Raw genomic sequence first — 26,679 nt, 5'->3', positions numbered from 1 at the left:
CATGATCATTAGTATGATTGCCGCGATGGCCGACAATCGCATCATTGGCAAAGACAATCAAATGCCTTGGCATCTTCCCGCCGATTTCGCTTGGTTTAAGCGCTGCACTATGGGCAAGCCTGTTGTGATGGGACGCAAAACCTATGAGTCTATTGGTCGCCCTTTACCTGGTCGCTTGAATATTGTTATCAGCCGTGATGAGACACTAAAGATCGAAGGCGTCACTACCGTAACATCGATTGAGCAAGCTTTGGACGTGGCTGGTGACGTGGAAGAAGTGATGATCATTGGTGGTGGTGCGATTTACGCAGCTTGTCTGCCGATGGCCAATAAACTGTATGTAACACACATTGAAGCCGCGATTGATGGTGATACTCAGTTCCCAGACTGGGGAGATCAATTTAAGGAAACCTACTCAGAAACGTATCAAGCGGATGAGAAGAACGCCTACAACATGCGCTTTACTGTGTTAGAAAAGTAATTCGAGATTAAAACAGCGTAGTTAATACGGTAATGCCGTTCGTATAACAGCGAGCGGCCATCCCGGCCTGCCATCATCCTGAAAGCGACGGAGGAGCGTGATTCAGGATCTTCTATACGAGTACTTTGTTGTCAAAGGTATCTCTATCTACCCGCAGCGTACGGATACTAGATTCCTAGTCTCGCTAAGACTCGCTGGAATGACTCTACAGGAGATGTTAGGTGACAGGCATTCTCCCTACGATGGACTATCGACTATTATTCAGTGTTTAACTTAACGCATCCTGAGTAAAGATTTTCTTATCGTCCCAACGGATCATGGTTAGGCTTCCGCCCCAAACACAGCCAGTATCCAGACCGATGATCTCTTCGTCTACATGGCCTTGTAGTGCAGCCCAGTGACCAAATAACACCGTTTTATTGAGGTGAACGCGCTGAGGTACATCAAACCATGGAATAAGTTCGTTACCGGAAACTTGTTGTGGTGGTAGTTTACAATCCATATCCAAACGACCATCGGGGAAACAAAAGCGCATCCGCGTAAAAGCATTGATAATATAACGGTATCGGTCCAAACCCTGTAGAGAGTCATCCCAGGAATCAGGTTGATTACTGTACATGTTTTTTAAGAGCCAAGGCTGCTCTTCACTTTGGATGATGCGTTCAACTTCGCGGGCACATTTTCTTGCGGTTTTTAGATTCCACTGCGGTGATATCCCAGCGTGACACATCACGAACTCGTCATGCTCGGCCATAAGAGGTTGCTGAGCTAGCCATGCCAATAGATCTTCTTTATCGGGTGCAGTGAAAATAGGTGCGGTTTTATCTTTGTCTTTGACCTTTTTTATCCCGTGAGCAACGGCGAGCAGGTGAAGGTCGTGATTACCAAGCACAACGGTTGCGCTTGTGCCAAGCGACTTCACAAAGCGTAACGTTTCTAGTGATTTAGGCCCTCTGGCGACCAAATCACCAGCGAGCCAAAGTTGGTCTTTTTTCGCAGAGAAAGAGACTTCTTCTAGTAGTCGCTGCAATTCATCAAAACAGCCTTGAATATCGCCAACAATATAGGTAGCCACTGAATCTCCAATTTACTAATTTAAAACATTTGGAACAGCAAGACGAAAGGGTTCAATTTCGGTGATGAACTCCTGTCCTTTTTCATCCAGCATTTTGTAGTGCCCTTGCATAACGCCGACAGGGGTTTCTAACGCGGTTCCGCTACTGTACGTGTATTCATCATTGCTTGGAATAAAAGGTTGTTGACCCACCACACCATCACCTTCAACCGTCATTTGCTTGCCATTCGAGTCTGTGATTAACCAGCGACGGCTCACTAACTGCACGGTTTGTTGGCTAAGGTTTTTGATGGTGATGATATAGGCGAAAACGTAGCGTTGTAGCTCAGGATTGGACTGTTCTTCGATGTATTTGGTGTGAACTTGAATTTTGATGCAAGGTTGAATGACGTCCATGTGCACTCCTCAGAAACGTAATATCCCAATAATAATAAGCCAAACCGGCAAGGGTTTGGCTTATCGTTTGAGTTCTTAGTGCTGCGGGTTATCCGCAAGCCAGTTCGCCATCGCGACGAATTGTTCTAGCGTCAGGTTCTCTGGACGCATGCTTGGATTAACACCTAGCTCTTCTAGTACTTCTGTGCTTAACAACGATTTGTAGCAGTTACGAACTGTTTTACGACGTTGGTTAAAGCCTTCACGACAAACGCGATCCAGCAAACGCAGATCTTTCGCAGGGCATGGTAGCTCTTCATATGGCACTAAACGAACAACGGCAGAGTCCACTTTCGGTGGTGGAACGAATGCCGTTGGCGGCACTTCCAGTACTGGTACCACTTTACAGTAGTACTGAGCCATTACCGTTAAACGGCCGTAAGCTTTGCTGCCAGGGCCGGCGGCTAGGCGGTTTACCACTTCTTTTTGCAGCATAAAGTGCATGTCTTGAATGTCTTTATGGAATTCAAAAAGGTGGAACATCAATGGTGTAGAGATGTTGTACGGCAAGTTACCGAAAATGCGTAGCTTGTTGTTTGGCTTCACCAATTGAGTGAAGTCAAATCGCATAGCGTCACCCTCATGGATGGTCAACTTATCCGCCAGTTCAGGGTGAGTACGTAGGCGTTCCGCCAGATCGCGGTCTAATTCGATAACTGTGAACTTATCTACTTCACGACCTACTGGCTCAGTAATTGCACCAAGACCAGGACCGATTTCAACCAGGTTTTGACCTGGTTTTGGGTTAATAGCTGATACGATTCCATCAATAATGTATGGATCGTTCAGGAAGTTTTGACCAAAACGTTTACGCGCTTTGTGTCCTAAATGGACATCATTTCTCATTGTTTCTTCTCTACCAAATCTATCGCATGCGTGAGCGCTGTTCGGAAACTCCCTGTATCCGCTTGACCTGTCCCTGCCAGATCTAATGCAGTACCGTGATCCACCGATGTTCTAATGAAAGGTAGACCAAGAGTAATGTTTACTGAACGACCAAAGCCTTTGTATTTTAATACTGGCAACACTTGGTCGTGGTACATGCCTAAAACAGCATCAGCATCATTTAAATATTTTTCATTGAAAATGGTATCTGCCGGCAAAGGGCCGATCAGGTTGATACCTTTTTCTTGTCGAATCTTTTCCAGTGTTGGAGTGATGGTTTCGATCTCTTCACGACCTAAGCAGCCATCTTCGCCAGCATGAGGGTTAAGCCCGCAAACGTAAATGTTTGGTTGGGCGATAGCAAACTTTTCTACAAGGTCTTTATGAAGAATATCGATGATTTTTTCTAATCGCTCTTCGGTGACCGCTTTGGACACATAAGCTAAAGGAATATGTGTTGTAACCAGCGCCACGCGTAGCCCTTCCGTTGCTAGCATCATTACGACTAGCGGCGTTTGTGACTTCTCGGCGAAAAACTCAGTATGACCACTGAATGCAACACCTGCGCGATTAATCACCCCCTTATGAACAGGGCCGGTGACAATAGCATCAAATTCATCATTCATACAGCCTAAAGCCGCTCTTTCTAGCGTTTTTAATACATAGTGGCCATTCGCTTCATTGAGCTCGCCTGCGACCGCAGGTTCCGATATTTGGATATGATCAACGATAAGCGTGCCAGCTTTTTGTGCTTTAGGTGCTTCTTCTGGATTATAATCAGACAGTTGGACTTCGATGCCAAGCTGCTTGGCTCGCTCCGTCAGCATATTCTTATCGGCACAGACGACAATTTGGTGCGCCCAATCTTCTTTCGATAGGGCAAGCACTAAGTCTGGGCCGATACCCGCAGGTTCCCCTGCGGTTACGACAATTCTACGAATTGTATTAGTTGTCATTGTTGTCATCCACGATTTCAACAAACGCACTTGCGCGTAGCTCTTGCATCCATGCGCCCGCTTCTTCATTAAATTTACGGTTAAATAGAATACGGTAAGCCTTATTCTTTATCGCTGAGTCAGTACGGTCAACTTGGCGACGATCCAACACTTCAACGATATGCCAGCCGTGAACGGTTTTGAACGGTTCGCTGATTGAGCCAACAGGCAGAGTTTCTACTTGGTGTTTAAATTCTGGCACGTACAGATCTGGCGTTTGATAACCTAGCTCACCGTCTTGTGCTGCCGAGCCAGGGTCTTGGCTGTATTGCGTTGCCAATTGAGCGAAAGTGGCTTCACCAGCTTTGATGCGGCGTACAAACTCATTCAGTTGCTTCTTCGCCCCTTCGTCACTCAGAATCACGGTTGGTTTAATCAAAATATGACGCGCATTTACTTCCGTTACCGCAACCGTTTCTAAGCCTTTTACATCTTCAATTTTTAGGATGTGGAAACCGACGCCACTGCGGAATGGGCCAATGATGCTGCCTTTGTTTTGCATTTTGATCTGATCGGCAAAGATGGTTGGCATCTCTTCTTTACGCATCCAACCCCAGTCGCCACCTTGTAAAGCTTTAGGACCTTTTGAGTAGGTGTAGGCCATCTCCGTAAAGTCTGCACCTTCGTTCAGCTTTTTCGCCAACGCTTCTGCTTCTGCTTCTACAGCAGACTTTTCTTTGTCGTCAGAGAAGCGTAGTTGAATGTGTCCAATTTTGTATTGAACGGTCGCATTGGTTTCTTGTGATAGTTGCTCAGCAAGGCTGTCGACTTCTGCTGGAAGGATATTAATACGGCGACGAACCAGTGCATTACGGGCTTCTGAAGCGGCGATTTCCTTACGAATTTGTTCGCGGAATTCTGGGTAACTCAAGCCTTCACTTTCTACAGAAGCGGCGAGTTGTTCTACAGATTGTTCATTATTACGTGCGATCTCCGCAATCGCTTGGTTTAAACGGTTGTCGTCAATACGTACACCGATACGGTCTGCTTCTTGGCCTTGCAACGTATCAATAATCAGCTTTTCAACTACTTGTTCTTTTAACACGCTAGCAGAAGGTAAGCTTTTTCCGCTTTGACGTGCGTTGGCTTGCAGCGTTTTCATCGCTGTTTCAATGTCGCTTTGTAGAATTACACCGTCGTTCACGATGACCGCAACCTTATCGATCTCTACTGGTGCTGCAACCGCTCCGCAAGAGAGTAGGGTCGTGAATAAGATTGATTTCCAAATTTTCATTTAAAATTCCGTCAGTATTTTTTGAATAGGCGTCTTATTCATTTAAGACGCCTATTTCGATTAATTGTTCAGATAGAATGGGCGGCCGTACTTAATCGCGTTGTCAGAACCGTCCAGTTCTTTGACTGCAGTATCTTCACGCTGATTGGTCGCAAAGCCTTGAATACCGAAGTTAACGCTAAAGTTATTTTCGTATTCAGGTGATGCGCCAGTGCTGCCGATAGTTTGGTTTTCCCAACCAAGCAATTGGTTGGCGTAAGTCACACCAATGTACCAACAGTCAGACTGGTAACGCAGGCTCGCTAGCCATTCTAGGTCCGCATTTTCATTTAGGTCGTAGTAGTATTGACCACTTGCAGACCAGTTCGGGTTGAACTCGTAGGCCGCTACAATACCTGCTTGTGAAATGCCTTTACGAGTAATTGTGTCTAGGTTTTCGAGAATGATCGTATCTTCGATGTATTCACGCGTGACGTAACGATAGTTACCCTGAATAAAGCCACCGTTAAATTGGTACTCTAAGGTACTGTTCGCCAACTGCATGGAGCTCAAATCGATATCGTATTGAATTCCACCGTGATAGAACAAGTAATCGTTGTAGTTGAAATCAGCTTCAATCGCCCATGATGAGTAGTTGGTGGTCTCATCCGGAAGATTTGGGCTGTTGCTCAGTTTGGTCTTTTTATCGAAGTAGTAAATCTGACCAAATGAAACGTTAAGACGCTCTTTATAGTCATCATCAAAGAAGCGCGTACTTGCACCGTAGCTTAACTGGTTCGCAGAGGCGATTTTATCAATGCCACTGTACTTACGACTGCGGAATAGCCCGTAGTAGTCGGTTTGTAGCAAGGTGGTATCGTAGTTGTAGATATTGGTTTGATCTTCTTCAGGTACGTACAAGTACTGCAGCTGAGGCTCCAGTGTTTGTGTGTAGCCCTTGATCCAACTCGTGTCTCGCTCTAAGTAAAGTTGCGCATGCGTACGGAACTCGGGGATAACACGAGAAACTTCGTCATCTAACTGGTTTTGCAAATTTACATCTGTCAGACCCGTTAAGTCTTGAGAGTAGTACGTGGAAAGCACGCGAGCTTCCGTTGTCCACGTTGCCCATGAATTTGAAAGCGGCAATGTAAGCCCTGGTTCAATATGAACACGGGTCGCATTTGGTCGCGCAGCATCGCTCGTATCGAAGCGGCTCACTTGGCTCTTCACGTCAAAGTTGAGGTAATCTCCCCACAATGGCGTGTAGTAGTTCAAGTCTAACTGAGGAAGCAGGCGATAAGGGCGGTTCTCTTCTTTCAATAAGATTTGGAAGTCGCGAACGGTTAACGAGGCATCCCAGAAATCAGAACGATATTGTACTTGTCCTTCTTGAACCAGTTGACCATCTTCACGGTTACCAATATCGGAGTCGAGATCGAGGAAGTAATCAATATCACTCACTTTTGAGTAATCGACTTTGACTATCCACTGTTTATTGATAATACCGTCGTGTTTAACTTGGTAGCCCCAACGAGACTCGTCTTGATATTTGCGATCGCTATTGAGGTATTCGCCTTTGATTTCACCATTCCCCCAACCATCCGTTAGGTAGCGGAAATCAGTATCGAGTTTTGTTCCGCGCTGCTGCATGTAGAGCGTGGTGAGCGTCATGTCATATTGAGGTGCGATGTTCCAATAGAATGGCACCTCGACTTCCATACCATCGCTAGAACCATAAGATAAAGAAGGGAAGAGGAAACCCGTTTTACGCGTATCTCCAATTGGCATGGTTAGATACGGCACATAGAAAACAGGAACGTCTAACACTTCAAATCGAGGATGGTGCAGCGTCGCCGTCTCTTCATCTTGGTCAACGTCAATACCTGATGCCACTAAACGCCATGAATTGTCGCCTTGAGGACATGATGTAATAGAACCATCTTCGAGTTCATAAACCGACTGACCTGTACGCGCGATGTATGCTGCTGTGCCTCGACCTTGTTGGCAAAGGAACTGATAATCGGTGTTCTCCAGTGAAAACGTGTCTTGGTTGATGTCATTAGTAACACGATCAGATCGAGCTTTGACTTGGCCGTCATTGAAAGTCACGTTGCCTTCGGCAACCACGACGTTATCTTGTTGGTGCAGCGTTACGCTATCTGCGGTGATTTTCTTCTGGCCTTGGGTGACTTGTACATTACCTGAGTACTGAGCTTTGTCACCATTGATGGCTTGCAGGGTGTCAGCTTCTACCACTACTGGGGTATTAAGAGCGTCCTCCTCGCCACTGGTATCGACCAAACATTGATCTGTGGCGGGCATTTCCTGCACACTATCATGGATATTCGCTTCAGCTTGAGTGGTGGGTACAAACAAGGCGGTGCTGATAGAGGCCGCTAAACATGTGCGGGAGAAATGTTGCATTGAATTGAACTTTCCTGTGTCACTACTACTCGATGGCTATAGGGCTTGTTGTACCCTAGCGTAATAGCCAAATGAATCAACTATAGTCGCATTTATCCCAGCGTATTGATTCACTGTGGCATAATGACGACAAAATAGCTGCAAAGATAAGCAGGCGAAATGGCCTAGCCGAAATAAAACTAATTCCATTATCATAAAGGAAATCGTTGCATCCGGCACTATAAGACCGCCGTCGTCGATAAAAATTCATTGATAGAGAACACATAATGCATATTTTTGGCAAAATTCTGGGTGCCTTTTTTGGCTTGTTACTTGGCGGGCCGCTAGGTTTACTCTTTGGCTTATTTATTGGCCATCAATTCGATAAAGCACGTCGCTTGAGTCAAGCCGGGTTCTCTACTGGCGGCTTTGGAAAAGGGCCGAGCCAAGCTCAGCGCCAAGAAGAATTTTTTAAAGCGGCGTTTGCGGTAATGGGACATGTGGCAAAAGCGAAAGGCCAAGTCACCAAAGAGGAAATCCAACTTGCTTCTGCAATGATGGACCGCATGAATTTGCATGGCGAACAGCGCCGCGCTGCGCAAGATGCGTTTCGTGAAGGTAAAGACAGTGACTTTCCGTTAGAAGACGTTCTTGTTCGTGTGAAAATTTCGACAGCAGGCCGCTTTGACTTGTTGCAATTTTTCCTTGAACTACAAATCTCGGCGGCCTTTGCAGATGGATCGATTCATCCTAGTGAACGAAATGTGTTACACAAAATAGCACGTGGTTTGGGTTTCTCTTCTGAGCAGCTAGAGCGTCGCTTGCAAATGCAAGAAGCCGCATTCCGTTTCCAAAGCCAAGGAGGTTTTCATGGTCAGCATCAAGGCCAATCTTCTGGTGGTAGCTGGCAACAAGCTTCACAAGCGGATCAACTGGCTGACGCGTACAAAATTCTGGATGTGTCTTCAGATGCCGACAGTAAAACCGTCAAGCGTGCTTATCGTAAACTGATGAACGAGCACCACCCAGACAAATTGATGGCTAAAGGTCTACCACCAGAGATGATGAACGTAGCGAAAGAAAAATCTCAAGAGATTCAAAACGCTTACGATCTGATTAAAAAGGTCAAAGGCTTTAAGTGATTTTGTCAAAATCTAGAAAATAAAAAGGGCACTTGGTGCCCTTTTTAGCTTTTGGGTTACGGGTGACCAAAAGCGTTGCAAGCTAAACGGTGGCGATAAATTAGTCAGCTTGATTCAAACTCCAATCGTATTCGTACTTCACTTTTCCAGAGAAGTCTTTGTACTGTGGCGCGTACTTCGCGATGTGGTTGAAGACTTGTTTTTCTCCACCAAAGTCCGCTGCAAACCAATCATAAATGGAAGACAGCTGCGCCGTGTTTCCTTGAATGGATACGCCTTTGTTGCTGTTAATAAACGCTTTGGCAGCACTTTCAAGTAAGGCTTCAGTGTTTTCGGCAGTGAATGCTTGAGCTTGTAGGTTAGGGCATCCCAAACTTGCACAATTTACGGCGTAATGCGTTCTTGGGTCATTCCAAATTGGACGCAAAATTCGATGTTCAATATCGTTTAAAGTCAGATCCTTCCCGTTGACCACGACCACATCATCTCCCCAAGGACCAAAGCTAAATAAGCCACCCAGCTTGGTGATGGATTCGACGGGATAGTTATCTAGGATTAAGTCTACAGTGATGGCGTTGTAAAGGTTTACCCAGTAGGCGTATTGCTCTGCTTGGTTGTATTGTAGAGGGTCGAGTTTTGCCAAACGCTGGATGTATTGTTTCAGCTTCGTTTTATCGGCCGAGGTGACTTGGCGGTAACGAAACAAGGTATTGTCGCCTTGTTCAACTAAATAAGCATCGAGCAATTGTTGCCAATCTTGATGAGAGATTTGACTTTGATTGGCTTGATTAGATTGCTTCCAATATGGCCATAAATCGGATTTAGGTGCGGCAAATGTCGAGAAAGAAACGAGCGCACACAAGAGTAATAACAGACGCTTCATAGAGATACCTTTGGGTTAAAACCTTATTGATAGTGTAGACCTGCATAAGGCGAAGTTTCTTTCTTGAGGCAATGAAAATAAAAGAAAAAAGGCTGACATAAGCCAACCTTTTTTTGTTTAAATTGCGATTTTAATTAGCTTAAGAAGCTTGGGATATTCGCTTCGTACTCAGCAATCTTATCTTCGTGCTGAAGGGTTAGGCCAATGTTGTCCAAACCGTTTAGTAAGCAGTGACGACGGAACTCATCAATTTCAAAGCTGTACTCTTTGCCGTTGGCACGAACCACATTCGCTTCTAAATCGACCTCGACTTCTGCGCCTTCATTTGCCTCAACAAACTGGAAGATCTCATCCACTTCTTGTTCAGTCAAACGAACTGGCACCATTTGGTTGTTGATCGAGTTGCCGTAAAAGATATCGGCAAAGCTTGGTGCGATCATCGCTTTTATGCCGTAATCCGCCAGTGCCCACGGTGCGTGCTCGCGAGATGAGCCACAACCGAAGTTTTCACGTGCCAGCAAGATAGACGCGCCTTGGTAGCGAGGTGCGTTCATCACGAACTCTGGATTTGGTTGTTCGCCAGCATCGTCTAGGAAGCGCCAGTCATGGAACAAGTGTTTACCAAAGCCTAGGCGGGAGACCTTTTGTAGGAACTGCTTTGGAATGATGGCATCAGTATCAACGTTCGCTGCATCTAGAGGAACAACTAAGCCTGTGTGTTGTTTAAAGCCTGACATTTGTTTGCTCCTTAGTCTAGTTCACGAATATCTACAAAATGACCAGCAATTGCTGCCGCCGCTGCCATCGCAGGGCTCACTAGGTGGGTACGGCCATCACGACCTTGGCGGCCTTCAAAGTTACGGTTTGAAGTAGATGCACAACGTTCATGTGGACCCAAACGGTCATTGTTCATTGCTAGACACATCGAGCAACCTGGTAGGCGCCACTCAAAGCCCGCTTCTTTAAAGATAACGTCCAAGCCTTCCGCTTCTGCTTGCGCTTTTACTTGCTCAGAGCCAGGAACGATAAGCGCTTGAACGTGAGACGCGACTTTGCGACCTTTCGCGACTTCCGCCGCTGCGCGCATGTCTTCGATACGTGAGTTAGTACAAGAGCCAACGAAGACTTTATCGACGTTGTAATCAGACAATGACTTGCCTGCTTCTAGACCCATGTAAGCCAATGCTTTTTCTGCTGATGCTTTTTCTACTGGGTCAGCAAAACTTTCTGGGGCTGGGATTGGTTGGTCTACCGCGATAACTTGGCCTGGGTTAGTACCCCAAGTGACTTGTGGTTTGATATCCGCTGCGTTTAGGGTTACGACAGCATCAAACAGGGCATCATCGTCAGTTTTTAATGTCTTCCAATATTCTACAGCGGCATCAAAATCCGCACCTTGAGGTGAGAACTTACGGCCTTTGATGTATTCGAATGTGGTTTCATCTGGCGCAATCAAACCGGCTTTTGCACCTAACTCAATCGCCATATTACATACGGTCATGCGACCTTCCATTGAAAGGTCAGTGATCGCTTCACCACAGAATTCAACTACGTAGCCTGTACCGCCTGCTGCTGTCGTTTCACCGATGATGGCTAGCACGATATCTTTCGCCGTGATGCCCGGAGCCACTTTGCCTTTCACTTCGATCTTCATCGTTTTAGCACGCGCTTGTTTTAGCGTTTGAGTTGCTAATACGTGCTCAACTTCAGAGGTACCAATACCAAATGCTAGCGAGCCAAATGCACCGTGTGTAGCAGTGTGCGAGTCACCACAAACAATCGTCATGCCCGGTAGGGTAATACCAAGCTCTGGGCCCATAACGTGCACAATACCTTGGTATTTATGGTTGATGTCGTAAAGCGTAACGCCAAACTCTTCACAGTTTTTCGATAGCGTTTCCATCTGGATACGTGCCATCTCACCGGATGCGTTGATGTCTTTGGTGGTGGTCGAAACGTTGTGGTCCATGGTGGCAAAAGTTTTGCTGACCTGACGCACTTTACGACCTTTTTCACGCAAGCCATCAAAAGCCTGCGGAGAGGTCACTTCATGTACCAAGTGACGGTCGATGTACAAGATAGGGTTTTCCCCTTCTGCTGCGACGGCAACGTGTGCGTCGTAGACTTTTTCGTATAGTGTTTTGCCCATTGCTTCCTTTCCTCGTCGTCCTTGTTATCACAACCGTGTTGTAGACTGCGAACGACAGTTATATTTATAAATTCAGTCTATTTATGCGTTCAAAATGTACTCAGCAATCTTATCGCCCATTTCAGATGTCGAGAGTGCCGGGTTGTCGCCTGCAAGGTCGCCCGTTAGCTCACCCGCTGAAAGTGCTTTCGACACCGCTGTTTCAATATCTTGTGCTGCGGCTTCTTCGCCAAGGCTATAACGTAGCATCAGTGCTGCCGATAGGATTTGCGCTACTGGGTTGGCGATGTTCTTACCTGCGATATCTGGTGCGCTGCCGCCTGCTGGCTCGTACAGACCGAACTTACTTTCGTTAAGGCTTGCTGAAGGCAGCATACCCATTGAGCCAGTGATCATCGCGCACTCATCAGAAATGATGTCGCCGAAGATGTTCGAACACAGCATTACGTCGAACTGTGCTGGGTCTTTGATAAGCTGCATGGTTGCGTTGTCGATGTACATGTGTGATAGCTCGACATCTGGGTAATCTTTTGCGATTTCTTCGACTACTTCACGCCATAAGATAGAGCTTTGTAGAACGTTCGCTTTGTCGATAGAGCACACTTTCTTACGGCGTAGACGAGCAGACTCAAAAGCGATTTTTGCAATACGTTCGATCTCAAAGCGGTGGTATACCTCAGTATCAAATGCTTTTTCTGTTGCGCCTTCACCTTCACGACCTTTCGGTTGGCCGAAATAGATACCACCAGTCAGTTCACGGACCACCACGATGTCAAAGCCACGGCCTGAGATGTCAGCACGAAGTGGTGAGAAAGCTTCCAGGCCTGCGTGGATTTGCGCTGGGCGTAGGTTACAAAACAGTTGGAAGTGTTTACGTAGCGGAAGTAGGGCGCCACGTTCTGGTTGGTCGTTGGGTGGCAAGTGCTCCCACTTCGGGCCGCCAACCGAGCCAAATAGTACTGCATCAGACTCTTCACACGCTTTTACGGTGCTTTCTGGAAGTGGGCTGCCATGATTATCGATCGCGATGCCGCCTACATCATGTTCGTCACGCTCAAACGCAATACCGTGCTTCTTTTCGATAGCATCCAATACCTTGTGTGCTTGCGCCATTACTTCCGGGCCGATGCCGTCACCGGGTAGGACGGCAATTTTGTATGATTTGTCTGTCATGTTAATCCTTTAAGTTTTCTAATTTTGAGCTTAATTATTTCAACGAGCGTGTTCTTTCCTGAGCCATGTAGCTCGGTTGTTATTACACAGTCGCAATCTTTTTCTGCTTCATTTCTTCGATTTTGTCTGCACGGTGGATGCTATTAATAACGTGCAATAGTGCTTGGCCGGAAGCTTCAACGATATCGGTGGAAACGCCCGTACCGTGGTATTTACGACCTTTGTAGTTGGCAATGATGTCAGCTTGACCCAAACCATCTTCACCTTCGCCTTTCGCGGTTAGGTCGAATTTATCCAGTACGATGTCGTAGCCTGTCACGCGGTAGATACATTGGTATAGCGCATCAACTGGGCCATTACCGACTGCCGCTTCACACATTTCTTCATCGCCACATTGCATTTTGATGCTGGTGGTGGCCATTACGCTGCCCGATTGCACGCTTAGGTAGTTCAGTTTGTAGAAGTCATCTTCTTCACGCAGGTTCGAGAAGTGCATTAGGGCCTCTAGATCGTAATCGAACACTTGGCCTTTGCGGTCGGCAAGTTTCAAGAAGTCCGCGTATAGAGCGTCTAGGTTGTACTCGTCCTCGTTGTATCCCATGGTGTCCATGTGGCTCTTCACGGCTGCGCGACCACTACGGCTGGTTAGGTTTAGTGCTTGGTTTTTAAGGCCAATCGACTCAGGGGTCATGATTTCGTAGGTATTCTTATTCTTTAACATGCCATCCTGGTGGATACCTGAAGAGTGGCTAAAGGCATTCGCGCCCACAATCGCTTTGTTGCTCTGAATTGGCATGTTGCATAACTGGCTCACCAATTTACTGGTGCGGTGAATTTCATCATGTTTAATGCCAGTGTGAACGCCCAAGAACTCTTGACGCGTCTTGATGATCATTGCGATCTCTTCAAGTGAACAGTTTCCCGCTCGCTCACCAATGCCATTGATGGTGCCTTCTATCTGACGCGCGCCGGCTTGAACGGCGGCAATAGAGTTGGCAACTGACATCCCCAAGTCGTCGTGACAGTGAACGGAGATGATCGCTTTATCAATGTTTGGAACGCGGTTGAAAAGGGTTTGAATAATGCCACCAAACTCGCTTGGTACTGTGTAGCCAACGGTATCTGGAATGTTGATTGTGCTCGCACCTGCATTGATGGCAGCTTCTACCATGCGACATAGGTTGTCGATAGGAGTACGCCCTGCATCTTCACAAGAAAACTCGACATCATCGGTGTAGTTACGCGCATGTTTAACGGCGTTGACTGCCATTTCTAGTACATCGTCGTAGCTGCGGCGTAGTTTGTCTTCTACGTGAATGGTGGAAGTGGCTAAAAACGTGTGAATACGGAATTGGTCGGCCACTTTTAATGCTTCAGCGGCGGCATCAATATCTTTCGCAACGGCACGCGAAAGGGCACAAACTCGACTGTTTTTGATGTTTTTTGCAATGGTTTGTACCGACTCGAAATCACCAGGTGAAGAGATTGGGAAGCCAGCTTCGATAACATCAACGCCGAGTCTTTCCAGCGCATAGGCAATTTGCAGTTTTTCTTTAACCGTCAAGCTTGCTGACAACGCTTGCTCGCCATCACGCAATGTGGTGTCGAATATAATTACCTGATCGTTCATGTTTGCTTCCTTCCTGATTTCTGCACTTTACGTGCAAGTTAATCGTTTACTTCCAGTATTTAGATATAAAAAAACCCGCATTCTCATGCGGGTTCTTAGAAATTGGTGTGGTTATTTTTCTTCCACAGCCTACCCGCGCGAACTGGTCACGATCAGGAGGAGGCTAAGCAGAATAGAAAAATGAGCTGACATAGTTGTTAAGCTTTCCACATAATTAAGTTAACAAATTAGTACCGCACTCCATGGAGCGCGTCAACCCTAAAGTCGATTTTTTATTCATATCGGATGAGTCTTTTCATTTGCTCGAGAAAAATGATGCGCTAAGTGAAACAGCATGGTGCGATAGAAACGTGCTAGAAGAGGCAAGTTCTCATCAAGTTTGCGACGTTTCATTACCAAAACAAACATTGGGATTGCGACTTGTCACACAAAGGCCCGAATTGTTTGGCAAAAGTTTTGAATGACCATTTATAGTAGTGCAGTTGCACTAGGTAAAAAGAAGGGTTAAGGAATAATGAGGTTAGCAAAACAATTTGGACGTTCAGCCGCAGTATTTACTCTGGTCAGCTTATCGGGTTGTCAGCTGTTTCAATCTCAAACCTATATGGCAGAGATTTCCCCTGTTGCTATTAATGATCACTCTCAGAGTGTCATGGTGATTAATGATCAAATGGATCGATTCTTGAGCTACGAGGGACGTGAGTCGTTTTTGAATCAAATGCTCGTTGCTCTTGAGTCGGACAGTCGAGATAAATTTAAAGGCAAAGATCCGGAAACCTATTCGTGGTGGAAGATCCGAGTGCAACCTAGTGAGAAACAACAAGCGGAAGTCTTCCGACCAACAGCTGACGGTGTGGATACCTCAAACCCCGTTGAGTTTATGGATGTCTCCTATCGCTCTAAGACCACATTAAACCTGCGATCCAAGCCGAGCCTAGAAGGAGAAAAGCTTGGCGTGTTATCGAAAGGGGAAGTTTTTAATGTGTTGGCAAAAGTGGTGGATCAACCTTGGTTTCTCGTTGAACAGAAAGGCGTGATAAAAGGTTATGTCCATAAGGATTATGCGCGCAGCAATGTGGTAAATCGTGACATTCTATCGACACAGCCTAATCCTCTTTTAGAGTCTGCTTCGAGCACAACTGAGCAAACGGGCATCGAGCATGAACTGTCAGGAAATTACACTTGCCGCTCCCTTAGCTACGAGCTAACAAAAGATGGCGACATGACGATGGGCTCTTTGCGCGCCTGTCGTAAGAAGAGAAAGGTCTGGTACATCGATACGCCTCAACCGCAGCAAGCAAACCCTTCTTAATAGCTCTCTCCTATGATTGTGCTCAATAGATAGATTATTGGGCACACTCTAATTTGGCATTTGTCATTAATTGTCCAAACTCCCGTCATGCAGTTGTCACCTAAACCTCCTACTTTTCACACAACGGCGTTGTCAAAGTAAGGAAAGGCCACATGCGAACCATAGAGACAATTACACAGCCAATTGCAACCATTGCTAAGTTTGATTTAGCGCTCTCTAGTGTTTGTCTTAAGCACCGTTTTAATCAGCAAGTTGCCAACATCAGTAAAGGAGTCTCCCACAGTGGTGACGGACATCTGTACTTGGTGCTAGGTTTATTAGCTTGGTATTTAGATAAAGAGCAGGGAGTCTGGTTTTTACTGGCGGGTTTACTTGCTTTTGCCATCGAGTTGCCAATTTATTGGACGCTGAAAAACAGTTTTAAGCGTCGTCGCCCTGAAGAACTCAGTGCACTCCTTCCTGCTTTTATTACCCCATCTGATCGCTACAGTCTTCCTTCAGGACACACTGCCGCTGCGTTTGTCATGGCGACGCTGATTGATCATTTCTATCCGAGCCTAGGCGTTGCTGCATTCTTTTGGGCAAGTTTAATCGGAACCGCGCGAATCTTATTGGGGGTGCACTTTTTTACCGATGTCATCATTGGTGCGCTGCTAGGTAGCCTATGTGGTGGGTTAGCGATTGCGATGCTGGGAGGCTAATTGATGAAAATCTTATACGGTGTTCAAGGGACAGGAAACGGACATATTGCGCGTGCGAGGGCGATGAGTCATGCGTTTAAAGAGCACGATGTTGAGGTCGATTTTTTGTTTTCTGGACGAGCGCCTGAAAAGTACTTTTCAATGGAAGCGTTTGGCGATTATCAGACTCGCCGAGGCTTCACCTTTATCACTGAAAAAGGTTCAGTGAACTATGCGAAAACAGCATTGAGTAACAATTTAGTGCAATTTTGCAAAGAAGTTAAACAGCTTGATTTGTCGTCCTATGATCTCGTGCTCAATGATTTCGAGCCTGTTACGGCATGGGCGGCAAAACAACAAAATAAGCCGTCGATTGGTATCAGTCACCAAAATGCTTTCCGTTATCCAGTGCCGTTAAAGGGAGCGAGTTGGTTAGACAAATCCGTCATTGAATACTTTGCGCCTTCTCAACACCACCTCGGTTTGCATTGGCATCATTTTGACCAGCCTTTGTTGCCGCCAATTGTACATACCGTCGATAGCCAAGCAGAAAATGACGATTTTGTTTTGGTTTACCTACCGTTCGAATCCATTGAAGACATCTCGGATTTACTGTTCCATTTTAACCAGCAAGCGTTCATCTGTTATCACCCCGATGTGATCGAATGTGAGCAGGTGGAAAACATAGAATTACGCCCTTTATGCCACAGCAACTTTCAGCATCATTTGCATCGGTGTAGTGGTGTCATTGCCAATGGTGGATTCGAGCTCCCTTCGGAAGCTCTGTCTCTAGGGAAAAAATTATTGCTTAAGCCACTCGCAGGTCAGTTTGAGCAACAAAGCAATGTCGCGACCTTAGAAGACTTAGGACTTGCGATGTCGATGGAGAGCTTAGACATTTCCGCAGTACGCCAGTGGCTAAAGGAGCAGCAAGCCGAAAGTGTGAAATATCCAGACGTTGCTCAGGCCATTGTTCATTGGGTATTACAAGGCGCGTGGGATTCACAAGCGGAGTTATCCAAACAGTTGTGGGAGCAAGTTGATTTCCCAAGTTACGTGTCGAACATTTAAGTACGTTGTTCTAAGTACATTGTTCCTTCCTATTTTTGACACGATTTTGTTGCAGCCTTTCAATCTAGAAGGCTGCATTTTTATTCTTTCTCTTTCATTTCTATTCAATGTGTATTTGCTGATAATTTGACTGATAAGTGCAAATTTCACTCAGAGATATAGTCGTCATCTGTTGGTTTGCCCTCGACTAATAACTAGGATAAATGCATGTGTGTGGTGACCATCCGTCTCATCAATTTGCTAAATACTTCCTCAAAGAATGCGCTTTTACGTGTTTTATAGTTTTTTATGTTTTTATCAAGTTATTGTTATTTAAAGGGTAAATACCTAATCGGCTAAAATTTACTGATTAAATATCAATCTAGTTGCGAAACCGCAATCGATTAGTTGATAGTACAGTTCGAGCCGGAAGTATCCGGACAGCAAATATAATAAAAAGTTAGGTTATCTATTCGTAAAATGATTCGAATCCAGCCGCCGTCTTTTGTGCGAGATGGGATTCTATTCGTTATGAATTTAATGAACAAAGTTGACGATTACAAAAGAGGCGCACTCAATGTTAGAGAAGAAAGATGCGATGAGCGCAATTGCTAGCTACCGTATGGAAAGCACTTTGCGTGGTGTAGATTTAAACCTACTGACTGTATTTGATGCTGTGATGCAAGAGCAAAATATTACTCGTGCAGCACATAACTTAGGCATGTCTCAGCCGGCAGTAAGTAATGCCGTGGCACGCCTAAAAGTGATGTTTAACGACGAGCTGTTTATGCGTCAGGGCCGTGGTATTCAGCCAACGCAACGTGCTCGTCAATTGTTTGGTCCAATTCGCCAAGCATTACAGCTGATTCGTAATGAACTTCCTAGCTCCGTATTCCAACCAGAATCTTCGACTCGCTTATTTAAGCTGGCGATTTGCAGTCCTTGTGACATGCGTTTTGCTCCGAAGATCATGGCAAAAGTGAATCAACAAGCACCAAACGTTCAGCTTCACCTAGATGCAGAATTTGACCGTCTGTTGTCTGAGCGTATGCGCTATCAAGAAATTGATTTCGTGATCGATTATGCTCGCTTTGATGAGCAAGGTTTCTCAAGTACTGAAATCTTCAAAGATGAATTAGTGGTTATCGCGTCAAAAACACACCCACGCATTCAAGGTGGTGTAACGGCCGAGCAACTGCTTAACGAAAAACATGCGAAGTTATCGAAAGTGCACGGTCAACGCAGCTTCTCAGAACAAGCATATCGTGAACTGGATTGCCAAGCCGCGTACGAAGGCTCTAGTCTAAGCAACCTACTATATGTGGTGGGTCAATCTGAGCTTGTGACTATCGCGCCACGTTGGATGGCAGAAAATGCGGTAAACAGCGATCAGCTGCAAATTCTAGACTTCCCATTTGCAAACAAGGAAATCAGCGGCTTCTTAAGCTGGCATGAATCAAGTGAAAAAGATAAAGGCCACATTTGGCTGCGCGATCAACTGATGATCACTTGTGGTGAAGTGGTTGCCGCAAAATAAGATGACGTTTGGTCTTATCTGTTAAGACCATATTGGTAATCATCAATTTTTACAATTCATTGGTCCCCGAGAGATTTTTGTCTCTCGGGGCTTTTTGTTTTAGCAATCAACAATCGAAACAGTAAGTTAAATAGAGTAATCATTCAGCAGTTTTGGGTATGTTCGCGACGTATAAGTGATAGTTGTCTCTTATTAGTGATAAGTTTGATACTGGTCAGTTGCGTTTTAGCAAGCCGTGAGTACACTTGTTCGCTCAATTAGCTTACGCCTGTAAGCCAAAAGGTAAGTAAAAGAATGGCCAAGTTAGATTTTCATATCGTTAAACGTATTCGTGAACAAATTGCGAACGGTGGTACGCGCGTTGCACTCAAGCATAAAGTGGGTGAGGAATGGCAAGGTATTACGTGGACGCAATTTGGTCAGCAAGTTGATGCTTTATCACTTGCACTTTTGGCTCAGGGATTAGGAGTCCAAGATAAAATCGGCATTTTCTCGAACAACATGCCGCAATGGACGATTGCTGATATTGCAGCGCTACAACTACGCGGCGTAACAGTACCTATTTACCCAACCAATACCGCCGCTCAGTCGGCGTACATCATTGACAACGCAGACGTCAAAGTGCTGTTTGTTGGTGAGCAGCCACAATTTGACGCAGCAGTGAGCATTTTCGACCAGTGCGAGCAGTTAGAGCTCATTGTTGCCATGTCTGATGATATCGAACTTGGCGAGCATGATTTCGTTATCTCTTGGCAAGCATTTGTCGCCAAAGGCGATACTACATACCAAGTTGAATTAGACGCACGTTTAGAGCAAGCAAAGGAAGATGATCTACTCACGCTGATCTACACCTCAGGTACCACAGGCCAACCAAAGGGTGTCATGTTGGACTACGCAAACATTGCGGCGCAATTGGAAGGGCACGATCAACGTTTGAGCCTTTCTCAAAGTGATGTGTCACTGTGTTTCCTTCCGCTGTCACACGTATTTGAACGCGCTTGGACCTTTTATGTGTTGTACAAAGGGGCAACCAACTGCTATTTGCAAGACACCATGCAGGTACGTGATGCACTGAGCCAAGTGCAACCTACCGTGATGTGTGCCGTGCCGCGTTTCTATGAGAAGATCTTCTCTGCGATTCACGAAAAAGTGTCTCGCGCGCCAATTCATCGCAAGATCATGTTTACTTGGGCTGTGAACATGGGCGCAAAAATGGCCGCTTGTCATCAAGAAAAACGTCAGCCATCGCTCATGCTGCGCAAGTCATATGCCCTGGCGGATAAATTGGTTCTGAGCAAGCTGCGTGCGTTACTTGGTGGACAAATCAACTTTATGCCGTGTGGCGGTGCAAAGTTAGATGAAACCATAGGCCGATTCTTCCACGCGATTGGTATCAATGTGAAGTTAGGTTACGGCATGACTGAAACCACGGCGACAGTATCGTGTTGGGATGATAAGTGTTTTAACCCAGACTCTATTGGTATGTCGATGCCTGGCGCGCAAGTGAAGATCGGTGAGAACAACGAGATTCTGGTGCGTGGTCCAATGGTGATGCGTGGCTATTACAAAATGCCAGAAGAGACCGAAAAGACCTTTGATGAGCACGGTTTCCTAAAAACTGGCGATGCGGGTTATATTGATGAAAATGGCAACCTGTTCATCACTGATCGCATCAAAGAGTTGATGAAAACTTCAGGTGGTAAATACATCGCTCCACAAATGATTGAAGGTGCGATAGGTAAAGACCACTTCATCGAGCAAATCGCGGTTATCGCGGACACGCGTAAGTTTGTCTCGGCACTGATTGTGCCGTGTTTTGATTCTCTTGAAGAGTATGCGAAAGAGCTGAATATCAAGTATCACGATCGTGTTGAATTGATTAAGCACCACCAAGTGGTCGAAATGCTTGAGAAGCGTGTTAACGATCTCCAAAAAGAGTTGGCAAAGTTTGAACAGGTGAAGAAGTTTAAACTGTTACCAAGAGCTTTCTCTATGGATGATGGTGAGTTAACGCCAACTCAAAAACTGCGTCGTAAAGTCATCAATGACAAATACCAAGATGAAATTGAAGAAATGTATAAGGAAAAGTCAGAGAAAAAGTAACTTAAGCTGACTTAGATTTTATATTGATGAAAAATCCCCAGTGATGTTATTGCGCATTACTGGGGATTTTTGTTTGTGTTGATTCTTTCTATTTTGCTCACCAAATACAGCTATTTAGCACCCTATACTTAAAAGGTTCTGAAATAATGTTCTTTTTTTGAACGTTAAATTTTTAGGTTGTACTGTGAAATAAGGTATGTGTGGCTGCTATTCCTACTAACATTCTAATTACTAGCATCTTGTTTAAAAAGTAGACCAATCTCTCATTAGACCCGTTGATAATAAAACGTTACATTTGTTGGGTAACCTTGCGGGATGTTATGACGAACGCAAGACATAGCCGAAAACGTGGAAGTATTTCGATTAGGCTACGAATAAGACCTAGACTATGTAAAACCAGACCAATCCGTTGACCTTACGGTGAGGAAACTGGCTAAGGAGAGCAATTATGACAGCAATGTTGTCAGGCGCAGAGATGGTGGTTCAATCTCTGATAGAAGAGCACGTAGAGCAGATCTTTGGCTACCCAGGTGGCTCCGTTTTGGATATCTACGATGCATTGCATGCCAAAACCGATCAAATCAAACACGTACTTGTAAGACATGAGCAAGCCGCCACTCATATGGCAGATGGTTACGCTCGCGCTACCGGTAAACCGGGTGTCGTACTGGTATGTTCAGGTCCGGGCGCGACCAATACCATTACTGGTATTGCCACGGCTTATATGGACTCCATCCCTATGATCGTTATCTCGGGTAACGTACCTAATAGCCTAATTGGTAATGATGCTTTCCAAGAATGTGACATCGTTGGTGTCTCTCGCCCAGTGGTCAAACACAGCTTTTTAGTGAAAAAAGCGGAAGATATTCCTGAAACGATCAAGAAAGCGTTTTATATCGCGACCACAGGTCGACCTGGTCCAGTAGTGATTGACTTGCCGAAAGATGTAATGAATCCGCAAATCAAACTGCCTTACCAATACCCAGAAACGCTTTCAATGCGTTCTTACAAGCCGACGACGTCGGGTCATAAAGGCCAGATTAAAAAAGCGCTTAAATCGCTATTAGAAGCGAAAAAACCAGTGCTTTATATCGGTGGTGGTGCTGTGATTTCTGGCGCTCATGAACATATTTTAGAGCTCTCCGACAAGCTGAACCTTCCAGTAGTCAGTACGTTGATGGGACTAGGCGCATTTCCTGGGACGCACAAAAACTCACTGGGCATGCTGGGTATGCACGGTACTTACGAAGCCAATATGGCGATGCATGAAGCGGATCTTATTTTTGGTATCGGTGTGCGTTTTGATGATCGCACGACGAACAACCTTGAAAAATACTGCCCAAACGCAAAAGTCATGCATATTGATATCGATCCATCATCGATATCGAAAAACGTGAAGGTGGATTTACCTATCGTAGGCTCTGCGGAAAAAGTACTCACAACCATGCTTGGCCTGCTGGCAGAGCAAGAAGGTGGGAACGATGAAGATGCCATCACCGCATGGTGGGATGACATTCAGGTGTGGCGTGACCGCAACTGTTTGGCTTATGAGAAGTCACCAGAGCGAATTAAGCCACAGCAAGTGATTGAAACCTTGCACAAGCTGACCAATGGTGATGCGTATGTTGCTTCTGATGTGGGTCAGCACCAGATGTTTGCAGCACTTTACTACCCATTTAACAAACCACGCCGTTGGATCAACTCGGGTGGATTGGGCACTATGGGATTTGGCCTTCCGGCTGGTATGGGTGTTAAGTTTGCCATGCCACAAGAAGAAGTCGTGGTTGTTACGGGCGATGGCAGTATTCAAATGAATATCCAAGAGCTTTCGACAGCCATGCAATACGATATTCCAGTGAAGATCATCAACCTGAACAACCGATTCCTAGGCATGGTAAAACAATGGCAAGACATTATTTATCAAGGTCGTCACTCTAATTCTTACATGAGTTCTGTTCCTGATTTTGCAGCGATTGCAGAAGCTTATGGTCACGTCGGTATTCGTATCGAAACGCCTGATCAGCTCGAAGAAGGGCTACAAAAAGCGTTGGATATGAAAGATCGTCTGGTGTTTGTGGACATCAACGTAGACGAAACCGAACACGTATACCCGATGCAAATTAAAGGTGAGGGTATGGATAAAATGTGGCTAAGCAAAACGGAGAGAACTTAATATGAGACACATTATTTCATTGCTATTGGAAAACCAACCGGGTGCGTTGTCTCGTGTTGTTGGCTTGTTCTCTCAACGTGGTTACAACATTGAATCTTTGACGGTATCACCGACAGATGATGAAACGCTGTCGCGAATGAACATTACCACGACGTCTGATGAGATGCAGTTGGAGCAAATTCAGAAGCAGTTACACAAATTGATCGATGTGCTGAAAGTACAAGAAGTCACCGAGTATGAGCACATCGAACGTGAACTGATGATGGTGAAAGTGAAAGCCAGCGGTTTTGCGCGAGCAGAAGTGAAACGGACGGCAGACATCTTCCGTGGCCAGATCGTGGATGTCACTGCTGCTCAATACACGGTACAACTTGCGGGCACGAGTGAAAAGTTGGATGCCTTCATTCAAGCGATATCTGAAGTAACTGAAGTCGTCGAAGTTGCTCGTAGTGGGGTAGTGGGCATTGCCCGAGGTGAGCGCGCACTCAAACCTTAGCCATCTAACTGCATATAGAAAAGCCACTTAATCTAAGTGGCTTTTTGTTTAGAAAATAACAATTAATGATATAATTGTCGTTTTAGTAAGCATTATAGGCAGTAGACGCGTGAAAATACCTAAGCGAGTCGGCACATTGTTGGCGACAGCACTATTTTTTAGTGCGCTCACTGCAGTTTACTATTATCAGAAATATCTGACGTTATTAGAGAGTAACGTTGAGAATACCGCTCAAGAAGCATTACACCAACTGGCTTATACTGGTCGCGAATACAACAATATTCAGGATCAAATTGAGACGATCAGCGATCTTCTCGGTCACAGCCAAAGTCTTTACGACTATCTACGTCAGCCGAACCGGGTCAACCTTTCTATCTTAGAAGATATGTGGATCTCGGTTGCGATCAACCAAAAGCTATATAAACAAATTCGTTTTCTTGATATTACCGGTCAGGAAAAAGCACGGATTAATTACGATTTCAAAACGGGTATCGCTGCACCCGCCCTCAAATTACATGACAAGTCAGAGCGGGATTATTTTCATTACGCGCAAGGTTTAGGTAATGATGAAATTGCGTCGTGGGGGATTGAGCTGGAGCGGGAAAATGGTGAGCTTGTTTACCCTTATAGCCCTTCATTGCGTATTCTGATGCCGATTTCTCTCAATGGGAAACGCGAAGGGTATCTTGTTCTTAATGTTGATATTGAGTATTTATCTTCTCGACTCAACTACTCACCGGTGCGGGATTTTCATATTGAGTTAATTAAAAGTGATGGCTTTTATATCGCTAGTCCTAAGTCATCACGCTTGTACGGCAATATTATCCCAGCTCGTTCTCAATTTAATTTTGGCCGGATGTACCCCAACATTTGGCGCACGATGATCTCAGAAGTTTCGGGCTATGAGTACAACGGCTCGAATTTGATTGCGTATAGCACGATCCAATTTGTTTCTAGTGAACCACTTCATCTAGTGATTGATCTCACGAATGAGCAATTACTATCTCGATCTCAGCGAGATATTGATGACTTAATCCAAGAAGCGTTTTTTGTATTAAGTTTGGTGTTTGGTTTTACTTTACCAACGACTGCGTTAGCCCTGCACTATCGACGTCATAGTATGGAATCGAAGTTAGCTCGGGCTGCACTTGATGGCATGACTGCGGTGATGATCTCAGATGCGTCGCATCGAATCATTATGGTGAACCAAGAATTTGAAAACATGATGGGCTATTCCACCAAGCATACTCAAGGCTGGAATGCGCATAATCTAATTTTCTTACCGGAAGATCTCGAGTCGACCCTCAATATTTGGAATAAGCTTGCGAACGAGCACGTTTGGGAAGGTGAGGTTCGTTGTCGAACCAAGTTTAATCACGTATTTACCGCCATTATGCGCATTCAGGCAAACTTAACCAAGTCAGGTAAAGTGAGCTATTACATCACGTCGCTGGTGGATATTTCCGAGCAAAAAGAGCTGGAAGAAAAGCTACGCAACCTCAGTGAAAAAGATGGTTTGACGGGCTTGTGGAACCGCCGAAAATTTGAAGAGCAATTAGCGCAATACGCCGGGATTATTGAGCGTTATCCTGACAGTCCCCCAGCGTGTTTGGCGTTGTTTGATATTGACCACTTTAAGCGCATTAACGATGAACTTGGGCACGATGAAGGGGACAAAGTGATTTGCAGTGTCGCTGAGACTCTTCTTAAAGAGGTGCGCAGTACTGACTTTGTGTCTCGTGTCGGTGGTGAGGAATTTGCGGTGATCATGCCGCATACCACACTCGAAGAAGCAGAAGTTGTATTGAATCGGTTACGTGTGGCGGTTCAACTGCGCAGTGATAGAGCGATTACCGTTAGCGCCGGGTATAGTGATTTAACCTCCGATCGCACGCGCACTTATAAATGTGCTGATATTGCCTTGTATGAATCCAAAAGTGCAGGGCGTAACTGCGTATCGCTATGCCATAGTTTCGATGATATTGCTTAGCTCTTTTTCAAAAACAAAAAATCGGGGATAGACCCCGATTTTTATGCTTATTTTAGCCTCTGCGTTATTCGCTAGCCAGTATGCGATATTGGTTGTCGATGGCCGCTTCGATACACTGCATTGACTGTCTCAAATAACGCTCTAGATAACCTAAAGCATCCTGATTCTTTTTATCTAACGACGTCTTCATCAGCATTTCTTGCTCATCGATATTACAGTGCCCTGGGTTTCCAGTACCTAACATTTGCATAGCAAAATATTGGTAACGCTTAATTTGCGTGAGTAGATCGCGGAAAAAACCAAACATATTGGCAGAGCCAGCGCCTTCAAACAGCGCAGTAAGAAACTGATTATGGCGTTCTTCCCATTCCTTCCAGCAAAAGCTTTCGCCAGATTTAGAGCGGGATAACTTGTGATAAGCGGTTAGGACGTCCAGTTCCCAATTTTCATCGCCAATCACAATTGCTTTATTTAGTAGGCATGCAGAGACCATTTGTAGGCTTTCGTACAAGTCATTCAACTCATCTTTACATACAGGTGCAACCCAGCAGCCTTTTTGCGGCTCGAGTTTGACGTATTTGCTCCACGATAACTGCACCAAAGCTTCGCGAATGGGTGACGCTCCTACGTTGTACTTCTCTTTGAGTTCCGCAACCACGAGTTTTTGACCCGGTTTAAGCACGCCATCGAGAATATCCTGACGGATCATTTTTGATACTTTGTCGGTAAGAGTGGGACTGGACACATACACCTCATAGAAATTTTAATCGTGACGACAAAATTAAACAGTACGCAATTCTGCGCATGGTGAATGATACAGTTAGGCTATTATTAGAGCAAGAAAGCCATATAAAAAAAGAGGGCATAAGCC

At 45.3% G+C, this 26,679-nt stretch carries 22 protein-coding genes; 10 read left to right on the top strand and 12 right to left on the bottom strand.

Annotated features, from left to right (window positions below; translation table 11 throughout):
* Position 1: 1 nt before the first annotated feature.
* Entirely contained in the window at positions 2-481 is a 480-nt protein-coding gene (folA, locus tag R2S67_RS12470; RefSeq protein ID WP_005392293.1) for a type 3 dihydrofolate reductase, read from the top strand.
* A 268-nt stretch (positions 482-749) separates the two neighbouring features.
* Here folA and R2S67_RS12465 read toward each other — a convergent pair whose 3' ends face one another.
* The 6 genes from R2S67_RS12465 to lptD all read right to left on the bottom strand — a co-directional run bounded on the left by R2S67_RS12465 (position 750) and on the right by lptD (position 7,511).
* Positions 750-1,556 (bottom strand): symmetrical bis(5'-nucleosyl)-tetraphosphatase, encoded by an 807-nt coding sequence (locus R2S67_RS12465; protein WP_317344690.1) that lies wholly within the window; start codon positions 1,554-1,556, stop codon positions 750-752.
* A gap of 15 nt (positions 1,557-1,571) precedes the next feature.
* Positions 1,572-1,952: a Co2+/Mg2+ efflux protein ApaG gene (apaG, locus tag R2S67_RS12460; protein WP_005379668.1), complete on the bottom strand. Its 381-nt coding sequence runs from the start codon at positions 1,950-1,952 to the stop codon at positions 1,572-1,574.
* A 75-nt stretch (positions 1,953-2,027) separates the two neighbouring features.
* The gene (rsmA, locus tag R2S67_RS12455; protein WP_005379669.1) at positions 2,028-2,837 is read right to left on the bottom strand and encodes a 16S rRNA (adenine(1518)-N(6)/adenine(1519)-N(6))-dimethyltransferase RsmA; all 810 of its coding nucleotides are present in this window, start codon (positions 2,835-2,837) and stop codon (positions 2,028-2,030) included.
* Positions 2,834-3,832: a 4-hydroxythreonine-4-phosphate dehydrogenase PdxA gene (pdxA, locus tag R2S67_RS12450; RefSeq protein WP_005383085.1), complete on the bottom strand. Its 999-nt coding sequence runs from the start codon at positions 3,830-3,832 to the stop codon at positions 2,834-2,836. Before pdxA ends, rsmA begins: the two co-directional genes overlap by 4 nt.
* Positions 3,822-5,105, bottom strand: a complete 1,284-nt coding sequence (gene surA, locus R2S67_RS12445) for a peptidylprolyl isomerase SurA (protein WP_317344686.1) — start codon at positions 5,103-5,105, stop codon at positions 3,822-3,824. Before surA ends, pdxA begins: the two co-directional genes overlap by 11 nt.
* Positions 5,106-5,165: 60 nt before the next feature.
* Positions 5,166-7,511 (bottom strand): LPS assembly protein LptD, encoded by a 2,346-nt coding sequence (gene lptD, locus R2S67_RS12440; protein WP_006742729.1) that lies wholly within the window; start codon positions 7,509-7,511, stop codon positions 5,166-5,168.
* A gap of 266 nt (positions 7,512-7,777) precedes the next feature.
* On the opposite strand from lptD, the gene djlA reads away from it, so the two are divergent.
* On the top strand, positions 7,778-8,632 hold the full coding sequence (djlA, locus tag R2S67_RS12435) for a co-chaperone DjlA (protein WP_005383076.1): 855 nt from the start codon (positions 7,778-7,780) through the stop codon (positions 8,630-8,632).
* Positions 8,633-8,732: 100 nt separating this feature from the next.
* Here the strand turns inward: djlA and R2S67_RS12430 are convergent, their stop codons facing one another.
* From R2S67_RS12430 to leuA, 5 genes are all read right to left on the bottom strand, one after another.
* Positions 8,733-9,515 carry a DUF547 domain-containing protein gene (locus R2S67_RS12430; protein WP_317344684.1) on the bottom strand — a complete coding sequence of 261 codons (783 nt, stop codon included), beginning with the start codon at positions 9,513-9,515 and terminating at the stop codon, positions 8,733-8,735.
* 134 nt (positions 9,516-9,649) lie between these two features.
* Complete coding sequence (leuD, locus tag R2S67_RS12425; protein ID WP_256899670.1) at positions 9,650-10,252, bottom strand: 3-isopropylmalate dehydratase small subunit; 603 nt, start codon at positions 10,250-10,252, stop codon at positions 9,650-9,652.
* A gap of 11 nt (positions 10,253-10,263) precedes the next feature.
* Positions 10,264-11,664, bottom strand: coding sequence for a 3-isopropylmalate dehydratase large subunit (leuC, locus tag R2S67_RS12420; protein WP_005392271.1), 1,401 nt, complete (start codon positions 11,662-11,664; stop codon positions 10,264-10,266).
* A gap of 81 nt (positions 11,665-11,745) precedes the next feature.
* Positions 11,746-12,837: a 3-isopropylmalate dehydrogenase gene (leuB, locus tag R2S67_RS12415; RefSeq protein ID WP_005392269.1), complete on the bottom strand. Its 1,092-nt coding sequence runs from the start codon at positions 12,835-12,837 to the stop codon at positions 11,746-11,748.
* 82 nt (positions 12,838-12,919) lie between these two features.
* A complete protein-coding gene (gene leuA, locus R2S67_RS12410; RefSeq protein WP_006742733.1) occupies positions 12,920-14,467 on the bottom strand; it encodes a 2-isopropylmalate synthase in 1,548 nt (515 codons plus the stop codon).
* A gap of 514 nt (positions 14,468-14,981) precedes the next feature.
* Here leuA and R2S67_RS12405 point away from each other — a divergent pair.
* From R2S67_RS12405 to R2S67_RS12370, 8 genes are all read left to right on the top strand, one after another.
* Positions 14,982-15,779, top strand: coding sequence for an SH3 domain-containing protein (locus R2S67_RS12405; protein WP_047009047.1), 798 nt, complete (start codon positions 14,982-14,984; stop codon positions 15,777-15,779).
* A 152-nt stretch (positions 15,780-15,931) separates the two neighbouring features.
* Entirely contained in the window at positions 15,932-16,480 is a 549-nt protein-coding gene (locus R2S67_RS12400; RefSeq protein WP_005379690.1) for a phosphatase PAP2 family protein, read from the top strand.
* Between the two features lie 3 nt (positions 16,481-16,483).
* Entirely contained in the window at positions 16,484-17,530 is a 1,047-nt protein-coding gene (locus R2S67_RS12395) for an MJ1255/VC2487 family glycosyltransferase (protein ID WP_005392259.1), read from the top strand.
* Positions 17,531-18,086: 556 nt separating this feature from the next.
* Positions 18,087-19,046 (top strand): LysR family transcriptional regulator CalR, encoded by a 960-nt coding sequence (gene calR / locus R2S67_RS12390; RefSeq protein ID WP_005379693.1) that lies wholly within the window; start codon positions 18,087-18,089, stop codon positions 19,044-19,046.
* Positions 19,047-19,340: 294 nt separating this feature from the next.
* Positions 19,341-21,149 carry an AMP-dependent synthetase/ligase gene (locus tag R2S67_RS12385; protein WP_046874025.1) on the top strand — a complete coding sequence of 603 codons (1,809 nt, stop codon included), beginning with the start codon at positions 19,341-19,343 and terminating at the stop codon, positions 21,147-21,149.
* A gap of 448 nt (positions 21,150-21,597) precedes the next feature.
* Positions 21,598-23,322, top strand: coding sequence for an acetolactate synthase 3 large subunit (locus R2S67_RS12380; RefSeq protein WP_005392255.1), 1,725 nt, complete (start codon positions 21,598-21,600; stop codon positions 23,320-23,322).
* A gap of 1 nt (position 23,323) precedes the next feature.
* Positions 23,324-23,818: an acetolactate synthase small subunit gene (ilvN, locus tag R2S67_RS12375; RefSeq protein WP_005392253.1), complete on the top strand. Its 495-nt coding sequence runs from the start codon at positions 23,324-23,326 to the stop codon at positions 23,816-23,818.
* A 109-nt stretch (positions 23,819-23,927) separates the two neighbouring features.
* A complete protein-coding gene (locus R2S67_RS12370; protein WP_005392251.1) occupies positions 23,928-25,808 on the top strand; it encodes a GGDEF domain-containing protein in 1,881 nt (626 codons plus the stop codon).
* A 64-nt stretch (positions 25,809-25,872) separates the two neighbouring features.
* On the opposite strand, the gene R2S67_RS12365 is transcribed toward R2S67_RS12370, so the two are convergent.
* Complete coding sequence (locus R2S67_RS12365) at positions 25,873-26,559, bottom strand: GntR family transcriptional regulator (RefSeq protein ID WP_317344677.1); 687 nt, start codon at positions 26,557-26,559, stop codon at positions 25,873-25,875.
* Positions 26,560-26,679: the final 120 nt, after the last annotated feature.

It is taken from the genome of Vibrio sp. T13N, from assembly GCF_032970445.1.
Classification (GTDB): Bacteria; Pseudomonadota; Gammaproteobacteria; order Enterobacterales; family Vibrionaceae; genus Vibrio; species Vibrio diabolicus.
Note: the sequence above shows the minus strand (reverse complement) of the source record. Positions and strands in the feature narration are given on the sequence as shown.